Here is an 18,019-nt window from a genome sequence, read left to right on the forward strand (position 1 = left end):
TTCCGCACTCGATGTGATCGCCGGAAGGGACCCAGCGGGCCCTCTCTCCCGCTCCTGACCGGCACCCCGCTCCGCACACGAAGCGTTCGCCACGCGGGTGCGGAGCAACACCAGCAGTGATCGAAGGCCCCGGCCGCCCCCTTCCCCAGGGTGACGACCGGGGCCTTCGTGCTGCCCCGGCCGCCCCGGCTGCCCGGGGCCGGCGGCCGGGCGGGCCTTCGGGACAGGGGTCAGCGGCGCTGCGGGCGGGCCGCGCGGGCGACCGCGACGACCGCCTTCTCCAGGGCGTACTCGGGATCGTCGCCCCCGCCCTTGACCCCCGCGTCGGCGGCGGCCACGGCGCGCAGCGCGTCCGCGACACCGTCCGCCGACCAGCCCCGCATCTGCTGGCGGACCCGGTCGATCTTCCACGGAGGCATGCCGAGGTCGCGGGCGAGGTCCCCGGGCCGGGCCCCGCGGGGGGCCGAGGCGAGCTTGCCGATCGCTCGGACCGCCTGCGCCAGCGCACTGGTGATCAGGACCGGGGCCACCCCGGTGGCCAGGGACCAGCGCAGGGCCTCCAGGGCCTCGGCCGCGCGCCCCTCGACCGCCCGGTCGGCGACCGTGAAGCTGGAGGCCTCGGCGCGGCCCGTGTAGTAGCGGCCGACGACGGCCTCGTCGATGGTGCCCTCGACGTCCGCGCACAGCTGGGCCGCGGCGCTCGCCAGCTCCCGCAGGTCGCTGCCGATCGCGTCGACCAGCGTCTGGCACGCCTCCGGGGTCGCCGACCGGCCGATCGTGCGGAACTCGCCCCGTACGAACGCGAGCCGGTCCGCCGCCTTCGTCATCTTCGGGCAGGCGACCTCCCGGGCGCCCGCCTTGCGCGCCGCGTCCAGCAGGCCCTTGCCCTTGACCCCTCCCGCGTGGAGGAGGACCAGCGCGATCTCCTCATAGGGCGCGGCGAGGTAGGCCTTGACCTCCTTGACCGTGTCGGCGGACAGGTCCTGCGCATTGCGCACGACCAGCACCTTGCGCTCGGAGAAGAGCGAGGGGCTCACCAGCTCGGCGAGCGTGCCGGGCTGGAGCTGGTCGGAGGTGAGGTCGCGGACGTCGGTGTCGGCGTCGGCGGCACGGGCGGCCGCCACCACCTCCCGCACGACGCGGTCGAGCAGCAGCTCCTCCTGCCCCACCGCAAGGGTGATCGGGGCAAGGGGATCGTCGGTGGAGTTCTTCCTGGTGGCCATCGCCCCCAGCATCCCACGCCGCACTGACAGCCCCCCCGCGCCCCGGCCCCCTCCACCGGGTGTCCGACAATGGCCGGGTGAACGTGCGACATGTACTCGTCCTGCCCGACCGCGACGCCGCCGAGGAGGTGGCGCAGGAGGCCGTCGACCGCTTCGGCCTCCCGGAGGAGCCGCAGTTGGTCCGCGACGCGCTGGCCGGCGAGGACGACGCCGAGGACGCCCAGTGGCTGGTCGTCGTCGAGGATCCGCGGGAACGGCTCGACGCCACCGCCCTGGACGACCTCGCCGCCGAGTACGAAGGCTGGCTGGAGGCCCCCTGAGCCCCGTCCGGGTCAGGCCTTGTGCACGATCTGGACGTCCAGCGTGACGTCCACGCTCGAACCGATCGCCGCGATCCCGTGTGCCAGCACCGACTGCCAGTTGAGGGTGAAGTCCTCGCGGTGCAGCTCGGCGGTGGCCCGGCAGGCCGCCCGCACTTCGCCCTCCATGCCCGTGCCGAGGCCCAGGTACTGGGTGTCCAGGGTCACCGACCGGCTCACTCCGTGGAGGGTCAGGGCGCCCGCGACGGCCCAGCGGCTGCCGCTGCGGTGGATGAACCGTTCGCTGTAGAACTCCACCGTGGGGTGGCGGACCGCGTCCAGGAAGTCGCCCGACCGCAGGTGGTCGTCGCGCAGCCGCATGCCGGTGTCGATGCTCGCCGCATCGATGATCACGTGCATGGAGGAGTCCTCCATGCGGTCGGCTATCCGCACCGCCCCGGCAAACGTGTTGAACCGTCCGTTGATCCGGGCCATGCCGATGTGGCGGGCCGTGAACCCGATGGACGAATGCGTCGGGTCGAGCTCCCAGTGGCCGGGCTGCGGCAGGACCGGCGGCTCCACCGCGTCGAGGATGATCTCCCCCGTACCGGGCTGCGCCGGGTCTCCCACGAGCGTGACCCCGTGGAACGGCGTGTACCCCTCGGCGGTGACCGAGAGCCGGTACTCCCCTTCCGGAACGGCGGCAGTGAAGCCGCCGAACGGATCGGTCTCGCCGCCGACGATCCGGCGGCCGATCGGATCCGTCACCTCGAACGCGGCCTGCCGGATGGGCCGGTGGACCGTGTCGAGGACCCGGCAGCTGAGCAGACGCGCCGTCGGCGGCAGCGTCAGTGTCGCGGATGTGTGCGGGCTGGAACTTCCGGCCGACTCCATCCCCCGTCGGCGACCGAACATGACGTGTGCACCCCCGTGCTGTGTGGACTTGGACCGTTCTGGCGACGACGCATTCGATCATGCTGCCGGGTTGTGGGCAAACAGAGCGGTCGCGCCCGGTATGACCGTGTCGATCACGTCGTCTCCTGGCTGGAAACGCACGCAGCCGAACGCCGGTTCCACTGACGGCGATCGAACCGTCGGTGTCGGTGCGGAGCACCGTCGCCCCCACGGCCCGCAGGCGGGCGAGCGTACCCGGCGCCGGGTGCCCGTAGCGGTTTTTTGTACCGACGGGAACAATCGCGAGCCGCGGCCGGACCCGCTCGTGCAGCCCGGGATCCTGGTGCGCGGAGCCGTGGTGGGCGACCTTGAGGACATCGACCGGGCCCAGCTGCGGATACTCCCTCAGGAGGGCCTGCTGCGCCTGCGGTTCGAGGTCGCCGAGCAGCAGCAGGGTGATTCCCGCACCGCGGACCAGCAGCACGACGCTCGCGTCGTTGGGCCCTTCGAAGGGCGACCCGGCCGACGGCGGCCACAGCACCTGCCATTCGAAGGGGCCGGCCCGGCGCCGCTCCCCCTGCACGGCCCGCACGACCGGCACGCCCGCGGCCGCCGCGGTCCGCCGGACGAACTCGGCCTGCCCGTGCGGCTCTTCCAGCACGGAGGCCTGGATCACCCCCACGGAGCGGCCGCGCAGGACGCCCTGCAGACCTCCCACGTGGTCGGCATGGAAGTGCGTCAGCAGCAGCATCGGCACCCGCCGCACCCCCAGCTCGCGCAGGCACTCGTCCACCGGCCCGGGCTCCGCGCCCGCGTCCACCACCAGCGCCTCCCCCGGGCCGGTGGCGAGCACGGCAGCGTCCCCCTGCCCCACGGCGCACTGGACGTAGCTCCAGTCGGGCGGAGGCCAGCCGGTGAGCGTACGGGTGAGCTGCGGTGGCCGCAATACCGCGAGGAGCAGCAGCACCGCCAGCGCGGAGCACAGCCACCGCCGCCGCCCCCACCGGGCGCCGAGGACGCCGGCCGCCGCCGTCGCGGCGGCCAGCAGCAGACCGCCGGTGAGCCCGCCCGGCCAGGACACCTCCGCGCCGGGAAACCCGGCCCCGGCCCGCGCGACGGCCGCGATCCAGCCTGCGGGCACTCCGGCGCACCGGGCCAGCACCTCCGCGGCGGGCATCGAGAGCGGGGCCGTCGCCAACGCGGCGAAGCCGAGGACGGTCGCCGGGCCGGCGGCCAGCTCGGCCAGCAGGTTGCACGGCACCGCCACCAGGCTGACCCGGGCCGCGAGCACGGCGACGACGGGAGCGCACACCGCCTGGGCGGCCGCGGCGGCGCCCACCGCCTCGGCGAGCCGGGGCCCCATCCCCCGCCGCCGCAGGGCCCCGCTCCACCGGGGAGCGAGAGTCAGCAGCGCCCCGGTGGCCAGGACCGAGAGCAGGAAGCCGTAGCTGTGGGCCAGCCACGGGTCGTAGAGCACCAACAGCAGCACCGCGGCCCCCAGGGCGGGAATCAGTGACCTGCGCCGCCCGGTGGCGATGGCCAGCAGGGTGACCGCCCCGCAGGCCGCCGCCCGCAGCACGCTCGGCTCCGGGCGGCACACCACCACGAACGCCAGCGTCAGGGCCGCCCCGCACAGGGCGGTCGTCCGCAGCGAGAGCCCCAGCCGCGGCGCCAGCCCGCGCCGCTCGGCCTGCTGCGCGCGACCCGGGGGCCCGATGAGCAGGAACAGCACCACGGTCAGGTTCGACCCTGAGACGGCCAGCAGGTGGAGCAGATCGGTGGCTCTGAACGCCTCGTGCAGGTCGGGGGGAACCCTGGAGGTGTCTCCGACGACCAGTCCCGGCAGCAGGGCCCGGGCATCCGGTGCGAGCCCCTCGGTGGCCTCGCGCAGCCCGGCCCGCAGCCGCCCCGCCGACCGCTGGGCGGCGTCCGGGCCGCCGGTCACCCGGGGCGGTGCGTCACCGGCCGGCCGGAGCAGCGCCACGGCCCGCTCCCCGTCCCGCGCCGGGGCCAGCCGGGCGACCACCTCAACCCGGGTGGAGGGCAGCAGCAGGGCCCATCCCGCGTGCCCGGCGAGCACCCGCACCGGCGTCTCGACCCGGGTGCTCGCCCCGTCGGGCCCGGTCACACGGGTCACCACCGCGTCCATCACCACCAGCGGCGGCCCGCTCCCGCTCCGAGCGGCCCTGGGATCGGAGCCGACGGTGAGTTCCGCGAGGACCCGGGCGTGCTCACGCGCCAGCCCGGCGACCGGCCCGGCCCGCGCCTCGGCCAGCTGGAGCCCCGCGACGCCGGCTCCGGCAGCCGCTGACAGCAGGGTCCCCGCCACGGCCGGGGCGACCCTCCACAGCGCCCCCGGACGCCCGCCCTGGACCAGCAGGAGCAGCCCCGCGCAGACCACAGCCAGCCCCGCACCGAAGGCGGTCCGCCCCACGGGCGCGTCGAGGGCGAGGGCGGCCGCCGCCCAGGCGGCCACGGCCGGCACCACGAGCCGCAGATCCACCGGGCCCGTCCCCTCCGCGCGGTTCACGGCCGCACCAGCTTGCGCAGCTCGGTGAAGCGCCGCTCCCCGATGCCGTCGACCTGCCGGAGCTCCTCCACGGAGCGGAAGCCGCCGCGGGCGGTGCGGAAGGCGACGATGTGCCGGGCCAGGACCGGCCCCACCCCCGGCAGACCGTCCAGCTGCTCGACGGTGGCCGAGCCCAGACTGAGCGGCCCGGCGGCCGGACCGCCCGCGGCCGCTCCCGGCGGCGGCTGCGCCGTCGCACCCACCAGTACCTGCTCGCCGTCCACCAGCACCCGGGCCCGGTTCAGCCCGGTGGTGTCCGTGCCCGGACGTACTCCCCCGGCGGCGGCCAGCGCGTCCTCGACCCGGGACCCCGCCGGCAGCCGGCGGACTCCGGGATCCCGGACCTTGCCGCCGACGTCGACGACGATCCGCACGGGCCCCGCGCCGCCCCCTCCCGCCGGCGCCACCGCCGGGGCGACGGGCGCGGGGGCGGTCACGCCCTGCGGTCGGGCCGACCAGTACTGCTGCCCGGCGAAGCCCACTGCGGCGACCAGTACCACCCCGACCGCGGCCACCGTGCGCGGCTCCACCGCGCAGCGGGCCTGCAGCCACACGGGCAGTCGTTCCCGCACCGCCAGCCGCCGCGCGGCAGCGGCCGGCAGGGCTTCGTCCGCCCCGTCGGGCGGCGCCGGCGGATCCCCGCCCGCCGACGAGGACGGCGACGGCAACGCTGGAGTCTGCGGCGGTCCGGCGGCGCCGAGCAGGGCTTCGGCCCTCCGCCGCACCGGGTCCGGTCCCGGGTCGGGAGGCGGAGACAGATGCGGGCGGGGACCTGCGGGCGCGCCGCGGAGGCCGTGGCGGCGCCTGCCGCGGCCTCCGCCGTGCCGCAGGCGGCTGTCGGAGAGACGGGAGCGGCCCGGGCCGCTGGTGGCGCCGGACGGATACGGAGTACGCGTTCGAAGAGTCATGCCACGACCGTAGGGGCAGATCCCGACCGCCGTTCGGAGCCTTCAATTCCGGTGGACAGCAGTCCCGTTGTGGATAACCGGGCCACCCGTTCCGGTGATCAGCGGGGCGAGACGACCGCCGCCAGGAGCCCCGGTCCGGTGTGCGCGCCGATCACCGCGCCGACCTCGCTGACGTGCAGCTCGACCAGGCCCGGGATCCTTTCGCGGAGCCGCTCGGCGAGCTTCTCGGCCCGCTCCGGTGCCGCCAGGTGATGCACCGCCACGTCCACGTCGGCGGAGCCGGCGCGCTCGACGGCCAGCTCCTCCAGGCGGGCGATGGCCTTGGAGGCCGTACGGACCTTCTCCAGCATCTCGATGCGTCCGCCGTCCAGGGTCAGCAGGGGCTTCACCGCCAGGGCCGAGCCGAGCAGGGCCTGCGCGGCCCCGATCCGGCCGCCGCGGCGCAGGTAGTCGAGAGTGTCGACGTAGAAATACGCGGCCATGTCCGCCGCCCGCTTCTCGGCTGCCGCCACGGCCTCGTCCACCGAGCCGCCCGTTTCGGCGACCTCGGCCGCGGCCAGCGCGCAGAAGCCGAGAGCCATCGCGACCATGCCGGTGTCCACGACGCGTACGGGCACCGGAGCGGTCCTGGAGGCCACCACGGCGGCGTCGTAGGTCCCGGAGAACTCGGCGGACAGGTGCAGGCTGACGATGCCGGTCGCCCCGGCGTCCGCGGCCGCCCGGTAGGCCCGTACGAACTCCTCCGGGCTGGGGCGGGAGGTGGTGACCGAACGGCGCTTCTGCAGGGCGAGGGCCAGGCTGCGCGCCGAGATCTCGGTGCCTTCTTCGAGCGCCTCGCCACCGAGCACCACGGTGAGCGGGACGGAGGTGATTCCGTGCCGCGCCATGGCCGGTCGGGGCAGGTAGGCCGTGGAATCGGTGACGATGGCGACATGGCGGGACATGAGGCGGAGGTTACCGCTCGCGGGCACGGGACGGCAGCCGGGGCCCCTGCCGGGGGATGCGAAGAGCCTACGGAGGGCGTTGCGAGCGGTCGGCGCCGGGGCCCTGCGGGGGCTCTCCCCCGCCCCGCACCTCCCCGAAACCCGGGGTGAGCCCCGAGACCCCGCTCCCGCGGCAGGCAGGGCCCACCACGGCGCCCGGCATGCCCGGCGTGCCCGGTGGGCGCCGGGCATGCCGGGCGGACGCCGGGGTACCGGGCGGGTATCAGCAGGGTGCGGGTCAGCCGGCGCTTTCCGGCCGGGGGCTCTTCTGCCAGGGGTACTGCATCGTCGGCGTCGGCGGGTTCAGGGCCGCCGGCGGGGGTGCGGGCGTCGGCTTCGGGGCCGCTGCCGGCGACGGGGCCGGTGCCGCGGCCTGGGCCGCGTCCCACTCGGCGGCTGCCGCCGCCAGGTCGTCCACCGGTTCGCGGGACCAGTCGCGCAATGCGCCCGACTCCATCTCGATCTGCTCCGACAGCAGGGAGATCTCGTCCTCCGCGAAGCGCCGGGCCCGGTCGCGGGCGGCCCACCGCAGCGAGTCCGCCGCCTGGATGATCTTGGCCGCGCGCTCGCGCAGATCCGGCAGGAGCTCGGCGGTGCGCTGCCGGTCGGGCTCCTGCTCCAGCCGCTTCAGCTCCCCGTCGAGCTCGTGTCCGTGGGCGCTGAGCCGCTCGAACAGCCCGAGGGACTCCCGCAGCGAGGCGTCCTCCCGGGCCCCGTCGGCCAGCGCCTGCTGGGTGGCGCGCATCGACGTGCGCAGGTCAAGCCGCAGCTGCGCCAGCGCCCCCGCCACTCCGACCTGGCCGAAGCTCTTGGCGCGCAGGGTGGTGTCCTCCACGCTGCGCCGGGCCTGGGCGACGGTGCGCTCCACACCCCGCTTGGCCGCGCCCACCGCCTTGACCGTGAGGTACGCGCCGAGGCCGACAATGGTCAGCAACATCAGCGCGAAGATGATCAACGCGGCCTCCATGACGGGCCCCTTTCCCCAGGCGTCGGTTCTTCCCCTCCACGGTAAACGCCACGGGCAGGCCAGGGGTTCCATTCGAACCCCCAACCTGCCCGTACGGGATCCCCCCTATGCGGGGGTGCGCCCTCAGATGACGATGTTCACCAGCTTCGGCGCGCGCACGATCACCTTGCGGATCTCCGCACCGCCCAGCGCCGCCACGACACCGGCGTCGTTCACGGCCAGCTGCTCCAGCTCGGCGTCCGTGATCGACGGCGACACCTCCAGGCGCGCCTTGACCTTGCCCTTGACCTGCACGACGCACGTGACGCTCTCGTCCACGACGTACGCCGGGTCCGCGACCGGGAAGTCCTGGTGGACGACGGACCCGCTGTGGCCCAGCCGGTGCCACAGCTCCTCCGCGATGTGCGGGGCCAGCGGGGCGACCAGCAGGACCAGCCGCTCGGCGACGGAGCGCTCCAGCGGGCGGCCCGCCTTCGTCAGGGCGTTGTTCAGCTCGGTGATCTTGGCGATGGCGGTGTTGAACCGCAGCCCCGCCATGTCCGCGCCGGCCCCGTCGATCGCCTTGTGCAGGGCGCGCAGCGTGTCCTCGCCCGGTTCGGCGTCGACGACCGTCACCGCGCCGGTCTCCTCGTCCACGATGTTGCGCCACAGGCGCTGCAGCAGCCGGTACTGGCCGACCACCGCGCGGGTGTCCCACGGACGGGAGACGTCCAGCGGGCCCATCGCCATCTCGTACAGGCGCAGCGTGTCGGCGCCGTACTCCTCGCAGATCTCGTCCGGCGTGACGGCGTTGCGCAGGGACTTGCCCATCTTGCCCAGCTCGCGCTTGACCGGCTCGCCCTCGAAGAAGAACTTGCCGTCGCGCTCCTCGACCTCGGTGGCCGTGACCGGGAAGCCGCGCTCGTCGCGGTAGACGTAGGCCTGGATCATGCCCTGGTTGAACAGCTTGTGGAACGGCTCGACCGACGACACGTGGCCCAGGTCGAACAGCACCTTCGACCAGAAGCGGGCGTACAGCAGGTGCAGCACCGCGTGCTCGGCGCCGCCCACGTACAGGTCGACACCGCCGTGCGGAGCGCCCTCGCGGGGGCCCATCCAGTACTGCTCGATCTCCGGGTCGACCAGCGCGGAGGAGTTGTTCGGGTCCAGGTAGCGCAGCTCGTACCAGCAGGAACCGGCCCAGTTGGGCATGGTGTTGGTCTCGCGCCGGTAGGACTTCACGCCGTCGCCCAGGTCCAGCTCGACGTTGACCCAGTCGGCCTTGCGCGACAGCGGGGTCTCCGGCTGGGAGTCCGCGTCGTCCGGCTCGAAGGTGCGCGGCGAGTAGTCCTCGACCTCCGGCAGCTCCAGCGGCAGCATCGACTCGGGCAGGGAGTGCGCGACGCCGTCCTCGTCGTAGACGATCGGGAAGGGCTCGCCCCAGTACCGCTGGCGGCTGAACAGCCAGTCGCGCAGGCGGAAGTTGACCGTCCCCTCACCGATGCCGCGCTCGGCCAGCCATTCGGTGATCGCGGCCTTCGCCTCGACGACGCCCAGGCCGTCCAGCGAGATGCCCTCGCCCGTGGAGTTGACCAGCTTCGCGTCGTAGGAGGCGAAGGCGTCGTCCCACTCGGCCGGGTCGGTGCCGCGGCCGTCCGAGGGCTGCACGACGCAGCGCATCGGCAGTTCGAAGGCGCGCGCGAACTCGAAGTCCCGGCTGTCGTGCGCCGGAACGGCCATGATCGCGCCGGTGCCGTAGCCCATCAGGACGTAGTCGGCGATGAAGACCGGGACCTTGTCGCCGCTGACCGGGTTGATCGCGTACTCGCCGGTGAAGACGCCGGTCTTGTCCTTGGCCTCGGCCTGGCGCTCGACGTCAGACTTCGAGGCGGCCTGCTTGCGGTAGGCGCTGACGGCCTCGGCCGGCGTGGCGTGCCCGCCCGTCCACACGTCGTGGGTGCCCTCGGGCCAGGCGGCCGGAATGAACTTCTCGACCAGCGGGTGCTCGGGCGCCAGCACCATGTAGGTGGCGCCGAACAGGGTGTCCGGGCGGGTGGTGAAGACGGTGATGGCCTCGTCGCCCAGCGCGAAGTCGACGCGCGCGCCCTCACTGCGGCCGATCCAGTTGCGCTGCTGCAGCTTGATGGCCTCGGGCCAGTCCAGCGCGTCCAGGTCGTCCAGCAGCCGGTCGGCGTACGCGGTGATCCGCATGTTCCACTGGCTGAGCTTGGACTTGAAGACGGGGAAGTTGCCGCGCTCGGAACGGCCGTCGGCGGTGACCTCCTCGTTGGCCAGTACGGTGCCCAGCCCGGGGCACCAGTTGACGGGCGCGTCGGAGGAGTAGGCCAGCCGGAAGCCGTTCAGCACGTCGGCCCGCTCGGCCGCGGTCAGCCCGGCCCAGGCGCGGCCGCCCGGGACCTCACGGGAGCCGTCCTCGAAGGCGGCGACCAGCTCGGCGATCGGCCGGGCCTTCTTCGCGTCCGCGTCGTACCAGGAGTTGTAGATCTGCAGGAAGATCCACTGGGTCCACTTGTAGTAGTCCGGGTCGATCGTGGCGAACGACCGGCGCTTGTCGTGGCCCAGGCCCAGCCGGCGCAGCTGGAGCTTCATGTTCTCGATGTTGGCCTCGGTCGACACGCGCGGGTGCGTGCCGGTCTGCACGGCGTACTGCTCGGCCGGCAGGCCGAAGGCGTCGAAGCCCAGGGTGTGCAGGACGTTGTGGCCGGTCATCCGCTGGTGGCGGGCGTAGACGTCGGTGGCGATGTACCCGAGCGGGTGACCGACGTGCAGGCCCGCGCCGGACGGGTACGGGAACATGTCCATGATGAACTTCTTGGGCCGCGCGACGACCGCAGGGTCCCCCGCCAGGTCACCGGTCGGGTTCGGGGCCTCGTACGTGCCCTGCGCGTCCCATACGTCCTGCCAGCGTGCCTCGATGTCGGCGGCCATGGCAGCCGTGTAGCGGTGCGCCTCGGCCGCCTCGGCCGGGGTGTTCGTCTCGCTCATGATTTCTGAAGCTCCATCGATCGTCTCTGCCGTCTCTGCCTGCCCAAACGAAAAAACCCCTCGCACAGGAGGGGGCGCCGCGCCGAGGCCGACCGTTCGAGGGTCGGTACTGTTCAGCGCGGCTCGGTAAGCAGGAGGCGTACGGCACGCATGGCGTCAGGGTACCGCAGCGGCCCCCGCCGACGCTCAGCCGTTCCACCGGCTGACACAACGAGAAGCGGGCCACCCGATCCGGGTGGCCCGCTTCTTCACTGTGGAGCTAAGGAGAATTGAACTCCTGACCTCCTGCATGCCATGCAGGCGCTCTACCAACTGAGCTATAGCCCCTTGCCCTGCTTGCCGCTTCGGTTCCCCTTGCCGGTTCCCCTTGGCGACGTCCCAAACATTACACGGTCATGGCCCTGGTCCAAAAATCGGTTTCCACCAACCAAGGGCCATGTCCGATTTGCAACAGTCTGTCACGCTCTCGCGAACTGGTAGAAGCGTTTGAGCGTGCAGTGCTCGTCGAGCAGCCGCCCGTAGATCGGCTCCCCTTCCAGCTCGCGGTACGTCTCGATCGGGTCGCCCTTTATGATCAGCGCCCGCGCGCATTCCTCGCACCAGTACTGGTAGTCGGGGTTGACCGGGTCCATGTCCCGCACGATCGGCGTCCCGTTGTTGCACCAGTCGCACCGGCGCCGGTGTGCACCCATCCGTTCGCGACTCCCTCCCGCGTCGGGCCGTCGACTCCCCCTCCGGCCGTCCGATTCTGCCACGCCGGTGCGGGCCAGGTCAGCAAACGCAAAGGGTATAAAAACAAGGATCCCGCCCCCACTTGGGGACGGGATCCTGATTGTGGAGCTAAGGAGAATTGAACTCCTGACCTCCTGCATGCCATGCAGGCGCTCTACCAACTGAGCTATAGCCCCGCTCTCCGCTGCGCTTCCCCCGTCTCCGGTGTTCTTCGCTGCGAACAAGAAGAACTCTAGCCTGCGACCAGCCGGAAAGTGAAATCCGGGTCGGAGCCCCGCTGGGAAGCGGCAGGGAGCCCGCTCAGTCGTCGTCGCCGAGCACCGGTTCCGGCAGGGTGCCGGCGTTGTGCTCCAGCAGACGCCAGCCGCGCGCGCCCTCGCCGAGCACGGACCAGCAGCAGTTGGAGAGCCCGCCCAGGCTCTCCCAGGAGTGCGCCTCGAGACCCAGCAGGCGGCCGATGGTCGTACGGATGGTGCCGCCGTGGCTGACCACGACGAGCGTGCCGTTCGCCGGCAGCCGGTCGGTGTGGTCCAGCACCACGGGCGCGGCGCGGTCGGCGACCTCGGTCTCCAGCTCACCGCCGCCCCGGCGAACCGGCTCACCGCGCTTCCACGCCGCGTACTGCTCGCCGTACTTCTCGACGATCTCCTCGTGCGTCAGGCCCTGCCACTCGCCGGCATACGTCTCGCGCAGCGCCTCGGTGTGCGTCACGGGCAGGCCCGTGACGGCGGCCAACTCGGCCGCGGTGGCCGCGGCCCGCTTCAGGTCGGACGCGACGATGGCGTCCGGCTTCAGCGAGGCGAGCAGCCGCGCGGAGCGGCGTGCCTGCGCCAGGCCCGTCTCGGTCAGCTCGATGTCCGTGGAGCCCTGGAAGCGCCGCTCCAGGTTCCACGAGGTCTGGCCGTGCCGCCACAGGACGATCTTCCTGCTGGACCTGGCCGGGCCTGCCGCGTTGGTCGCGCTCAGAACAGATCACCGTCCAGGTCGTCGTCGCCCGTCGCCTCGCGCAGCTTGGCGTGCTCCTCGGCCTTGCCGATGGTGAGCTTGGCGTCCTCGGGGAGCTCGATCTCGGGGCAGTCCTTCCACAGGCGCTCCAGCGCGTAGAAGACCCGCTCCTCGCTGTGCTGGACGTGGACGACGATGTCGACGTAGTCGAGCAGGATCCAGCGGGCGTCGCGGTCGCCCTCGCGGCGCACCGGCTTGGCGCCGAGCTCCTTCTGCAGGCGCTCCTCGATCTCGTCGACGATCGACTTGACCTGGCGGTCGTTGGGCGCCGAGGCGAGCAGGAAGGCGTCGGTGATCGACAGCACGTCGCTGACGTCGTACGCGATGATGTCGTGCGCGAGCCGGTCGGCCGCGGCCTGGGCAGCGGTGGTGATGAGCTCGATGGAGCGGTCCGTGGCGGTCACTGGCCATGCTTTCGGGTTGGCGGGCAGATCCTTACAAGGGTCTCATGTACCGCCGACAGCGCCCGCGCGGAACGTTCCGCGCGGGCGCGAGTGCCTACTCCCGGCCGGGCCGCAGCCGGTCAGGACGGCTTGTAGTCCTTCCCGAGGATCACCACGACCTCGGCGTTCACGACGTTCTCGGCCTTCTTCACGACCGTCTCGGGCAGCCCCAGCGTCTTGGCGACCTCGATCGCACGGTCGCGCTGGGCGTCGTCCTGGTAGGTGATCTGCGAGGCGGCCGCGGTCTTGTCGGCCTTGCCGCCGTCCACGAAGGTGTAGCCGCCGTTCATCAGCGCCGCCTTCGCCGCGACCTGCGTCTTCTCGTCGCCGGTGGCGTCCTTGAGTCCGACGCGCGGGGTGGCTCCGGGCTGCGCCGCATCGGCGGAGCCGCCGAGCACCTCCTTGACCACCTTCTTGTTGGCATCCTCCGTGAGCGTCCCGTCCGCCTTCACCGCGATGGCGTCGGTGCGGTACGCGCCCACCTTGGCGTGCGCGCCGAGCTTGGCCAGCAGCGCGCCGAGGGTCTGCGCGTTCAGCGCGGGGTCGAGGATCTGGCCGATGCTCTCGACCGTGACCGCCCCGGCCTTCGGGTCGCTCGGGAACTTGCGCAGGACCGCGTGGAGCACCTTGCCCGTGCGTTCCAGCTGCTTGGCCTCCGGTTCGCCCTGGGCGCGGTACGTGGCGTACGCGACGGCCATCGGGCCGCTCAGGCTCTGCTTCTGGCCCTGGGCCACGGCCGGGGTCTTGGCCGCGTCGTCGGCCGGGACCGCGGCGTCGGTGTCGACCTCGATGCCGCCGACCAGCTCGACCAGGTTCTCCAGGAAGGGGGTGTCCAGGCGCCAGGTGCCGCCGATGTGGGTGCCGAGCACGGAGTCGAGGGCCTCGCGGGTGCCGAGGCCGCCCTCCTCGACCGCCTTGCCGAGTGCCATGGCGGTGCCGTCCTGGCCGGCGACGGCGAGGGCGTTCGGCAGCAGGACGGTGGCGCCCTGCTTGGTGGTGACGTTGTCGACGAGCAGCGCCGAGGAGGTGCCGCCCTTCTTGGTGTTGTGCAGGTGCACGACGATCATGTCGCGCTTCTGCGCCGCGGCGTCCGCGGTGGCTGCGGTCTTCTTCCCGGGGCCTTCGAGGAACGGCAGCTTGCCCGCGTACCAGAGGTAGCCGAGGCCCGCGACGACGAACACCGCGAGGACGACGATCAGCGCGACCACCCGGTTGCGGCCGCGGCGGCGGGCCTCCTCGCGGCGTTCGGTGCGGCTCTCGGTGAACTTCAGCCAGTCGATGACGTCCTCGGAGTCCTCGTCCGGCTGGTCGATGAAGGCGAACATCTCGGTGCGGTAGTCCCGGCCCGCCTCGGAGCCGCCCTCGGGCCGGCGCGGCTCGGGGACCTGGCCGGCCGGCCGTTCCGCCGGGGCGGGGGGCTGCTCCGCGGCGGCTGGGGGCTCGGGCGCCGTCTGCTGCGGGATCCACTGCTGGGTCTGCTGCTGGGCCTGCGGGGCGTCGTAGCCGTACGAGGGCGCCTGGGGGTACTGCTGCTGCCCGTACTCCTGGGCCGCCGGCCGCTGCTGGTAGTACTGCTGCGGCTGCTGCTGGTCGTAGCCCTGGTAGTCGTAGCCGTACTGCTGCTCGTACTGCTGGGCGGGCTGGGCGGGCTGCGCGGGCGCCTGGCCGTACACCGGCCGCCCGTACGCGTCGTAGCCGATGAGCTGCTGCTCGTGGGCGGCATACGGATCCTGTCGGTCGTTCACCGCGGGGCCCCTCTCTCCGGAAGCTCAGGCTCCCCGGTACAGCTCACGCTTGTCGATGTAGCGCACCACGCCGTCCGGCACCAGGTACCAGACGGGATCCCCCTGGGCGACGCGCGCGCGGCAGTCCGTGGACGAGATCGCCAGCGCGGGGACCTCGACCAGGGAGACGCCGCCTTCGGGGAGTCCGTCGTCGGTGAGCACGTGGCCCGGCCGGGTGACTCCGATGAAGTGGGCGAGCGAGAAGAGCTCGTCGGCGTTCCGCCAGGTCAGGATCTGTGCGAGCGCGTCGGCACCCGTGATGAAGAACAGGTCGGCGTCGTCGTTCAGCGCCTTCAGGTCCCGCAGGGTGTCGATCGTGTACGTCGGCCCGCCGCGGTCGATGTCGATGCGGCTCACCGAGAACTGCGGGTTCGAGGCCGTGGCGATGACCGTCATGAGGTAGCGGTCCTCGGCGGGCGAGACGGCCCGCTGGGACTTCTGCCACGGCTCGCCCGTCGGCACGAACACCACCTCGTCGAGGTGGAAAAGGGCGGCCACTTCGCTGGCGGCCACCAGGTGTCCGTGGTGGATCGGGTCGAATGTCCCGCCCATCACGCCGAGCCGGCGCTTGACCGGACCGGTAGGCGTCTCCTGCTCTCCCATGAGCGCAGAGCCTACTGGCCCGGCGGACCGGTCCGACTAGCGGTCGCGGTTCAGGCGCGTGGTGACCCAGAGCATCAGCATCAGGATGACGAACGCGGCGCCGCCGGTCAGGTACGGGTTGAGGCTGTCGTGGTTGCCGCCGTGCTGTTCGGCCCCCTCCGAGGCGAGGACGACCAGGTTGTGGGCGGTGGAGGAGAGGCTCATCAGGCAGATACCTATCGAGTCGGGGAGCGGGTCGGAGACTTCGCTCACATCGTATGCGGGCGCCCGGGGCACGCTCGCGCCGACTCAGGCGTTGGAGAGGATAGACGCATGGTCGAGCAGTTCCATCAGGGGAGGGCGCAATGACGGAGACGGGATTCGAGAAGGCACCGGCGCGGGACCGCAGGAGGTTCCCCGGTATCTCCTCGCGTGCGTACGAGCATCCGGCGGACCGTTCCGCCCTGGTGGCGCTGCGCAAGCTGAGCGGCTTCGACACGGTCTTCAAGGCCCTGAGCGGGCTGCTCCCGGAGCGGAGCCTGCGGCTGCTGTTCCTGTCGGACTCGGTGCGGGTGGGCGAGACGCAGTTCCCGCACCTGTACGCGATGCTCCGCGACGCCTGTTACATCCTGGACCTGGAGAAGGTCCCGCAGATGTACGTGCAGCAGGACCCGCGGCCCAATGCCATGTGCATCGGTCTGGACGAGCCGATCATCGTGGTGACCACGAGCCTCGTCGAGCTGCTCGACGAGGAGGAGATGCGGGCCGTGGTCGGCCACGAGGTGGGCCACGCGCTGTCGGGGCACTCGGTGTACCGCACGATCCTGCTGTTCCTGACGAACCTGGCGCTGAAGGTCGCGTGGATCCCGCTGGGCAATGTGGCGATCATGACGATCGTGACCGCGCTGCGGGAGTGGTTCCGCAAGTCGGAGCTCTCGGCCGACCGGGCGGGGCTGCTGGTGGGGCAGGACGTCACGGCCTCGATGCGCGGGCTGATGAAGCTGGCGGGCGGCAACCACCTGCACGAGATGAACGTGGACGCCTTCCTGGAGCAGGCCGACGAGTACGAGAAGGGCGGCGACCTGCGGGATTCCGTGCTGAAGATCCTCAACATGCTGCCGCGCACGCACCCCTTCACCACCGTCCGGGCGGCCGAGCTGAAGAAGTGGTCGGAGAGCCGGGACTACCAGCGGATCATGGACGGCCACTACCCGCGCCGCGAGGAGGACAAGGACACCTCGGTCACGGACTCCTTCCGGGAGTCGGCCGCGCACTACGCCGACTCGGTGCGCACCAGCAAGGACCCGCTGTTCAAGCTGGTGGGAGACATCGCGGGCGGTGCGGCCGACATGGGCGGCCGACTGCGTGACAAGTTCACCGGCGCCGGCGCCGGGGGCGGCGCGGGTACCGACACCGGCTCCGAGGGCAAGGGGGCTACGGGGCAGGGCTGACCGGGGCGCCGCCCGGAGTCGCGGAGGGGGCCAGTACGCCGCACAGCCCGGCCGAGCGCCTCGGGTGGCCGCTGGCGTAGGGGTCGCTCGCGGCCGGTCCCACGGTGGTGGGGCCGGCCCCGGCCAGGAGCGGGCGGAAGCCTCCGGCCGGGTCGGCGGAGCAGTCCTGCGGCCCGGCCATCACGTAGGCCGATGCCAGCTCCAGCCGCCGTGCGCTCAGGTCGTCCCGGTCGAAGCGCAGCCGCAGCTCGCGCCGGACGGTGAAGAGCGATGCTCCGTCGGCCGCGGCCGGAGCCCCGGTGGCCGGCCGCACGGCGTACACGAAGGTGTGGTCGGTGGTGACCTCCAGCACGTCCTGGGCCACCTCCTCGAAGGCGAGGGTGCCGCTCACCCGGACCCGGGAGTCGGCCATGACGGCGGTGGCCGGGTCGAAGCGGACGAGCCAGCCGGTGGCCGCGTGCCGGCCGTCACCGGAGGGCGAGGTCATGCTGCGGTCGAACTGCGCCAGCTGGTCGGGGTCGAGCAGGACGCGCACCGGCCGGGTGGCGGAGCCGGCCAGGACGTCGGGGTCCAGCGAGGACTGCACCAGGTAGTCCTTGGCGATGGACAGCGCGGTGACGACCTGGACGTCGGTGAAGTGGTGCGTGCGGCGCACCGCGGGCAGGGTGATCCCGGCCGCCCCGACCCGGTAGTCGGCGGCGGGGCTCCCGGCGAACAGCTCGGGCGGCAGCCCGCCGGGCACGGCGGTGGTCGGCGCGAGCGGGACCACGGTGCTGGTGAGCGCCTGGGCCGGTCCCCCGGGCGGGGGCACGTAGGGGTTGCGCAGCCCCATGTAGACGGCGACGGCGAAGGCCGTGGCGATGAGCAGCACGAGCAGCATGCCCTGCCGGGCGCCGCGGCCGGGGGTGCTGGTACGGGGTGCGGTCCCGCCCGACCAGATGGACCGGCTGCGGACGGCCCGGGCGTGCTCGCCCATGCGTTCCTGGGCGGAGTACTCCTGGAGCCGGGCAGCACGGACGAAGTCCTCGTCGAACACCACCGACCGGTACTCGTCCGATCGGAACTCGTCCGACCGGAACTCGTCGTCGCCCCCGCCGGTGCCGTCGGGGGTGCCGCTGGGTGGATCTCCTGGCACGGCCATCGCTTCTCCCCGCTGTCCCCGCTTCAGAGAAGCCCCCAGCTCCGGCGAAAGCG

General features: G+C 72.7%; 15 protein-coding genes, 2 tRNA genes and 1 pseudogene. 2 read left to right on the forward strand and 16 right to left on the reverse strand.

The window, feature by feature from the left end; all coding sequences use genetic code 11:
• Window positions 1–230 precede the first annotated feature (230 nt).
• The gene (gene holA, locus E6U81_RS16145) at window positions 231–1,223 is read right to left on the reverse strand and encodes a DNA polymerase III subunit delta (protein WP_240803847.1); all 993 of its coding nucleotides are present in this window, start codon (window positions 1,221–1,223) and stop codon (window positions 231–233) included.
• A gap of 77 nt (window positions 1,224–1,300) precedes the next feature.
• Here holA and E6U81_RS16150 point away from each other — a divergent pair, with 77 nt between their 5' ends.
• The gene (locus E6U81_RS16150; protein WP_030031475.1) at window positions 1,301–1,543 is read left to right on the forward strand and encodes a hypothetical protein; all 243 of its coding nucleotides are present in this window, start codon (window positions 1,301–1,303) and stop codon (window positions 1,541–1,543) included.
• A gap of 12 nt (window positions 1,544–1,555) precedes the next feature.
• On the opposite strand, the gene E6U81_RS16155 is transcribed toward E6U81_RS16150, so the two are convergent.
• The 14 genes and pseudogenes from E6U81_RS16155 to E6U81_RS39835 form a co-directional block, all read right to left on the reverse strand.
• The gene (locus E6U81_RS16155; RefSeq protein WP_168714641.1) at window positions 1,556–2,437 is read right to left on the reverse strand and encodes a YceI family protein; all 882 of its coding nucleotides are present in this window, start codon (window positions 2,435–2,437) and stop codon (window positions 1,556–1,558) included.
• A 136-nt stretch (window positions 2,438–2,573) separates the two neighbouring features.
• Window positions 2,574–4,946 (reverse strand): annotated as a pseudogene (locus E6U81_RS16160) (ComEC/Rec2 family competence protein); the annotation flags it as partial.
• On the reverse strand, window positions 4,943–5,653 hold the full coding sequence (locus E6U81_RS16165) for a ComEA family DNA-binding protein (RefSeq protein WP_346766150.1): 711 nt from the start codon (window positions 5,651–5,653) through the stop codon (window positions 4,943–4,945). The gene E6U81_RS16165 and the pseudogene E6U81_RS16160, both read right to left, overlap by 4 nt.
• Window positions 5,654–5,991: 338 nt before the next feature.
• A complete protein-coding gene (locus E6U81_RS16170) occupies window positions 5,992–6,837 on the reverse strand; it encodes a DegV family protein (RefSeq protein WP_136230765.1) in 846 nt (281 codons plus the stop codon).
• A gap of 277 nt (window positions 6,838–7,114) precedes the next feature.
• The gene (locus tag E6U81_RS16175) at window positions 7,115–7,843 is read right to left on the reverse strand and encodes a hypothetical protein (RefSeq protein WP_136230766.1); all 729 of its coding nucleotides are present in this window, start codon (window positions 7,841–7,843) and stop codon (window positions 7,115–7,117) included.
• A 123-nt stretch (window positions 7,844–7,966) separates the two neighbouring features.
• On the reverse strand, window positions 7,967–10,828 hold the full coding sequence (leuS, locus tag E6U81_RS16180) for a leucine--tRNA ligase (RefSeq protein ID WP_136230767.1): 2,862 nt from the start codon (window positions 10,826–10,828) through the stop codon (window positions 7,967–7,969).
• A gap of 254 nt (window positions 10,829–11,082) precedes the next feature.
• A tRNA-Ala gene (locus E6U81_RS16185) sits at window positions 11,083–11,155 on the reverse strand.
• A 131-nt stretch (window positions 11,156–11,286) separates the two neighbouring features.
• Window positions 11,287–11,520 carry a hypothetical protein gene (locus E6U81_RS16190; protein WP_008738908.1) on the reverse strand — a complete coding sequence of 78 codons (234 nt, stop codon included), beginning with the start codon at window positions 11,518–11,520 and terminating at the stop codon, window positions 11,287–11,289.
• A 143-nt stretch (window positions 11,521–11,663) separates the two neighbouring features.
• Window positions 11,664–11,736 (reverse strand) — tRNA-Ala (locus E6U81_RS16195).
• Between the two features lie 124 nt (window positions 11,737–11,860).
• On the reverse strand, window positions 11,861–12,526 hold the full coding sequence (locus E6U81_RS16200) for a histidine phosphatase family protein (RefSeq protein ID WP_136230768.1): 666 nt from the start codon (window positions 12,524–12,526) through the stop codon (window positions 11,861–11,863).
• Window positions 12,523–12,969, reverse strand: a complete 447-nt coding sequence (gene rsfS, locus E6U81_RS16205) for a ribosome silencing factor (RefSeq protein ID WP_136230769.1) — start codon at window positions 12,967–12,969, stop codon at window positions 12,523–12,525. The genes E6U81_RS16200 and rsfS overlap by 4 nt, the downstream gene beginning before the upstream one ends.
• 119 nt (window positions 12,970–13,088) lie before the next feature.
• Window positions 13,089–14,753 carry a LytR C-terminal domain-containing protein gene (locus E6U81_RS16210; protein WP_136230770.1) on the reverse strand — a complete coding sequence of 555 codons (1,665 nt, stop codon included), beginning with the start codon at window positions 14,751–14,753 and terminating at the stop codon, window positions 13,089–13,091.
• A gap of 24 nt (window positions 14,754–14,777) precedes the next feature.
• Entirely contained in the window at window positions 14,778–15,395 is a 618-nt protein-coding gene (gene nadD / locus E6U81_RS16215) for a nicotinate-nucleotide adenylyltransferase (protein WP_030760999.1), read from the reverse strand.
• A gap of 36 nt (window positions 15,396–15,431) precedes the next feature.
• Window positions 15,432–15,599, reverse strand: coding sequence for a hypothetical protein (locus tag E6U81_RS39835; protein ID WP_037631388.1), 168 nt, complete (start codon window positions 15,597–15,599; stop codon window positions 15,432–15,434).
• A gap of 140 nt (window positions 15,600–15,739) precedes the next feature.
• On the opposite strand from E6U81_RS39835, the gene E6U81_RS16220 reads away from it, so the two are divergent.
• Entirely contained in the window at window positions 15,740–16,825 is a 1,086-nt protein-coding gene (locus E6U81_RS16220) for a M48 family metallopeptidase (RefSeq protein WP_136230771.1), read from the forward strand.
• Here E6U81_RS16220 and E6U81_RS16225 read toward each other — a convergent pair.
• Entirely contained in the window at window positions 16,809–17,966 is a 1,158-nt protein-coding gene (locus E6U81_RS16225; protein WP_136230772.1) for a hypothetical protein, read from the reverse strand. The two genes, E6U81_RS16220 and E6U81_RS16225, sit on opposite strands and share 17 nt — an antisense overlap.
• Window positions 17,967–18,019 lie beyond the last annotated feature (53 nt).

Source organism: Streptomyces sp. A0592 (genome assembly GCF_004795115.1).
GTDB lineage: Bacteria > Actinomycetota > Actinomycetes > Streptomycetales > Streptomycetaceae > Streptomyces > Streptomyces erythrochromogenes.

Excerpts from the sequence above, each read along its gene's own strand:
- holA (WP_240803847.1), bottom strand. The coding sequence starts at position 1,223 with ATGGCCACCAGGAAGAACTCCACCGACGATCCCCTTGCCCCGATCACC.
- E6U81_RS16155 (WP_168714641.1), bottom strand. The coding sequence starts at position 2,437 with ATGTTCGGTCGCCGACGGGGGATGGAGTCGGCCGGAAGTTCCAGCCCG.
- E6U81_RS16170 (WP_136230765.1), bottom strand. The coding sequence starts at position 6,837 with ATGTCCCGCCATGTCGCCATCGTCACCGATTCCACGGCCTACCTGCCC.
- E6U81_RS16175 (WP_136230766.1), bottom strand. The coding sequence starts at position 7,843 with ATGGAGGCCGCGTTGATCATCTTCGCGCTGATGTTGCTGACCATTGTC.
- leuS (WP_136230767.1), bottom strand. The coding sequence starts at position 10,828 with ATGAGCGAGACGAACACCCCGGCCGAGGCGGCCGAGGCGCACCGCTAC.
- E6U81_RS16190 (WP_008738908.1), bottom strand. The coding sequence starts at position 11,520 with ATGGGTGCACACCGGCGCCGGTGCGACTGGTGCAACAACGGGACGCCG.
- nadD (WP_030760999.1), bottom strand. The coding sequence starts at position 15,395 with ATGGGAGAGCAGGAGACGCCTACCGGTCCGGTCAAGCGCCGGCTCGGC.
- E6U81_RS39835 (WP_037631388.1), bottom strand. The coding sequence starts at position 15,599 with ATGAGCCTCTCCTCCACCGCCCACAACCTGGTCGTCCTCGCCTCGGAG.
- E6U81_RS16220 (WP_136230771.1), top strand. The coding sequence starts at position 15,740 with ATGACGGAGACGGGATTCGAGAAGGCACCGGCGCGGGACCGCAGGAGG.
- E6U81_RS16225 (WP_136230772.1), bottom strand. The coding sequence starts at position 17,966 with ATGGCCGTGCCAGGAGATCCACCCAGCGGCACCCCCGACGGCACCGGC.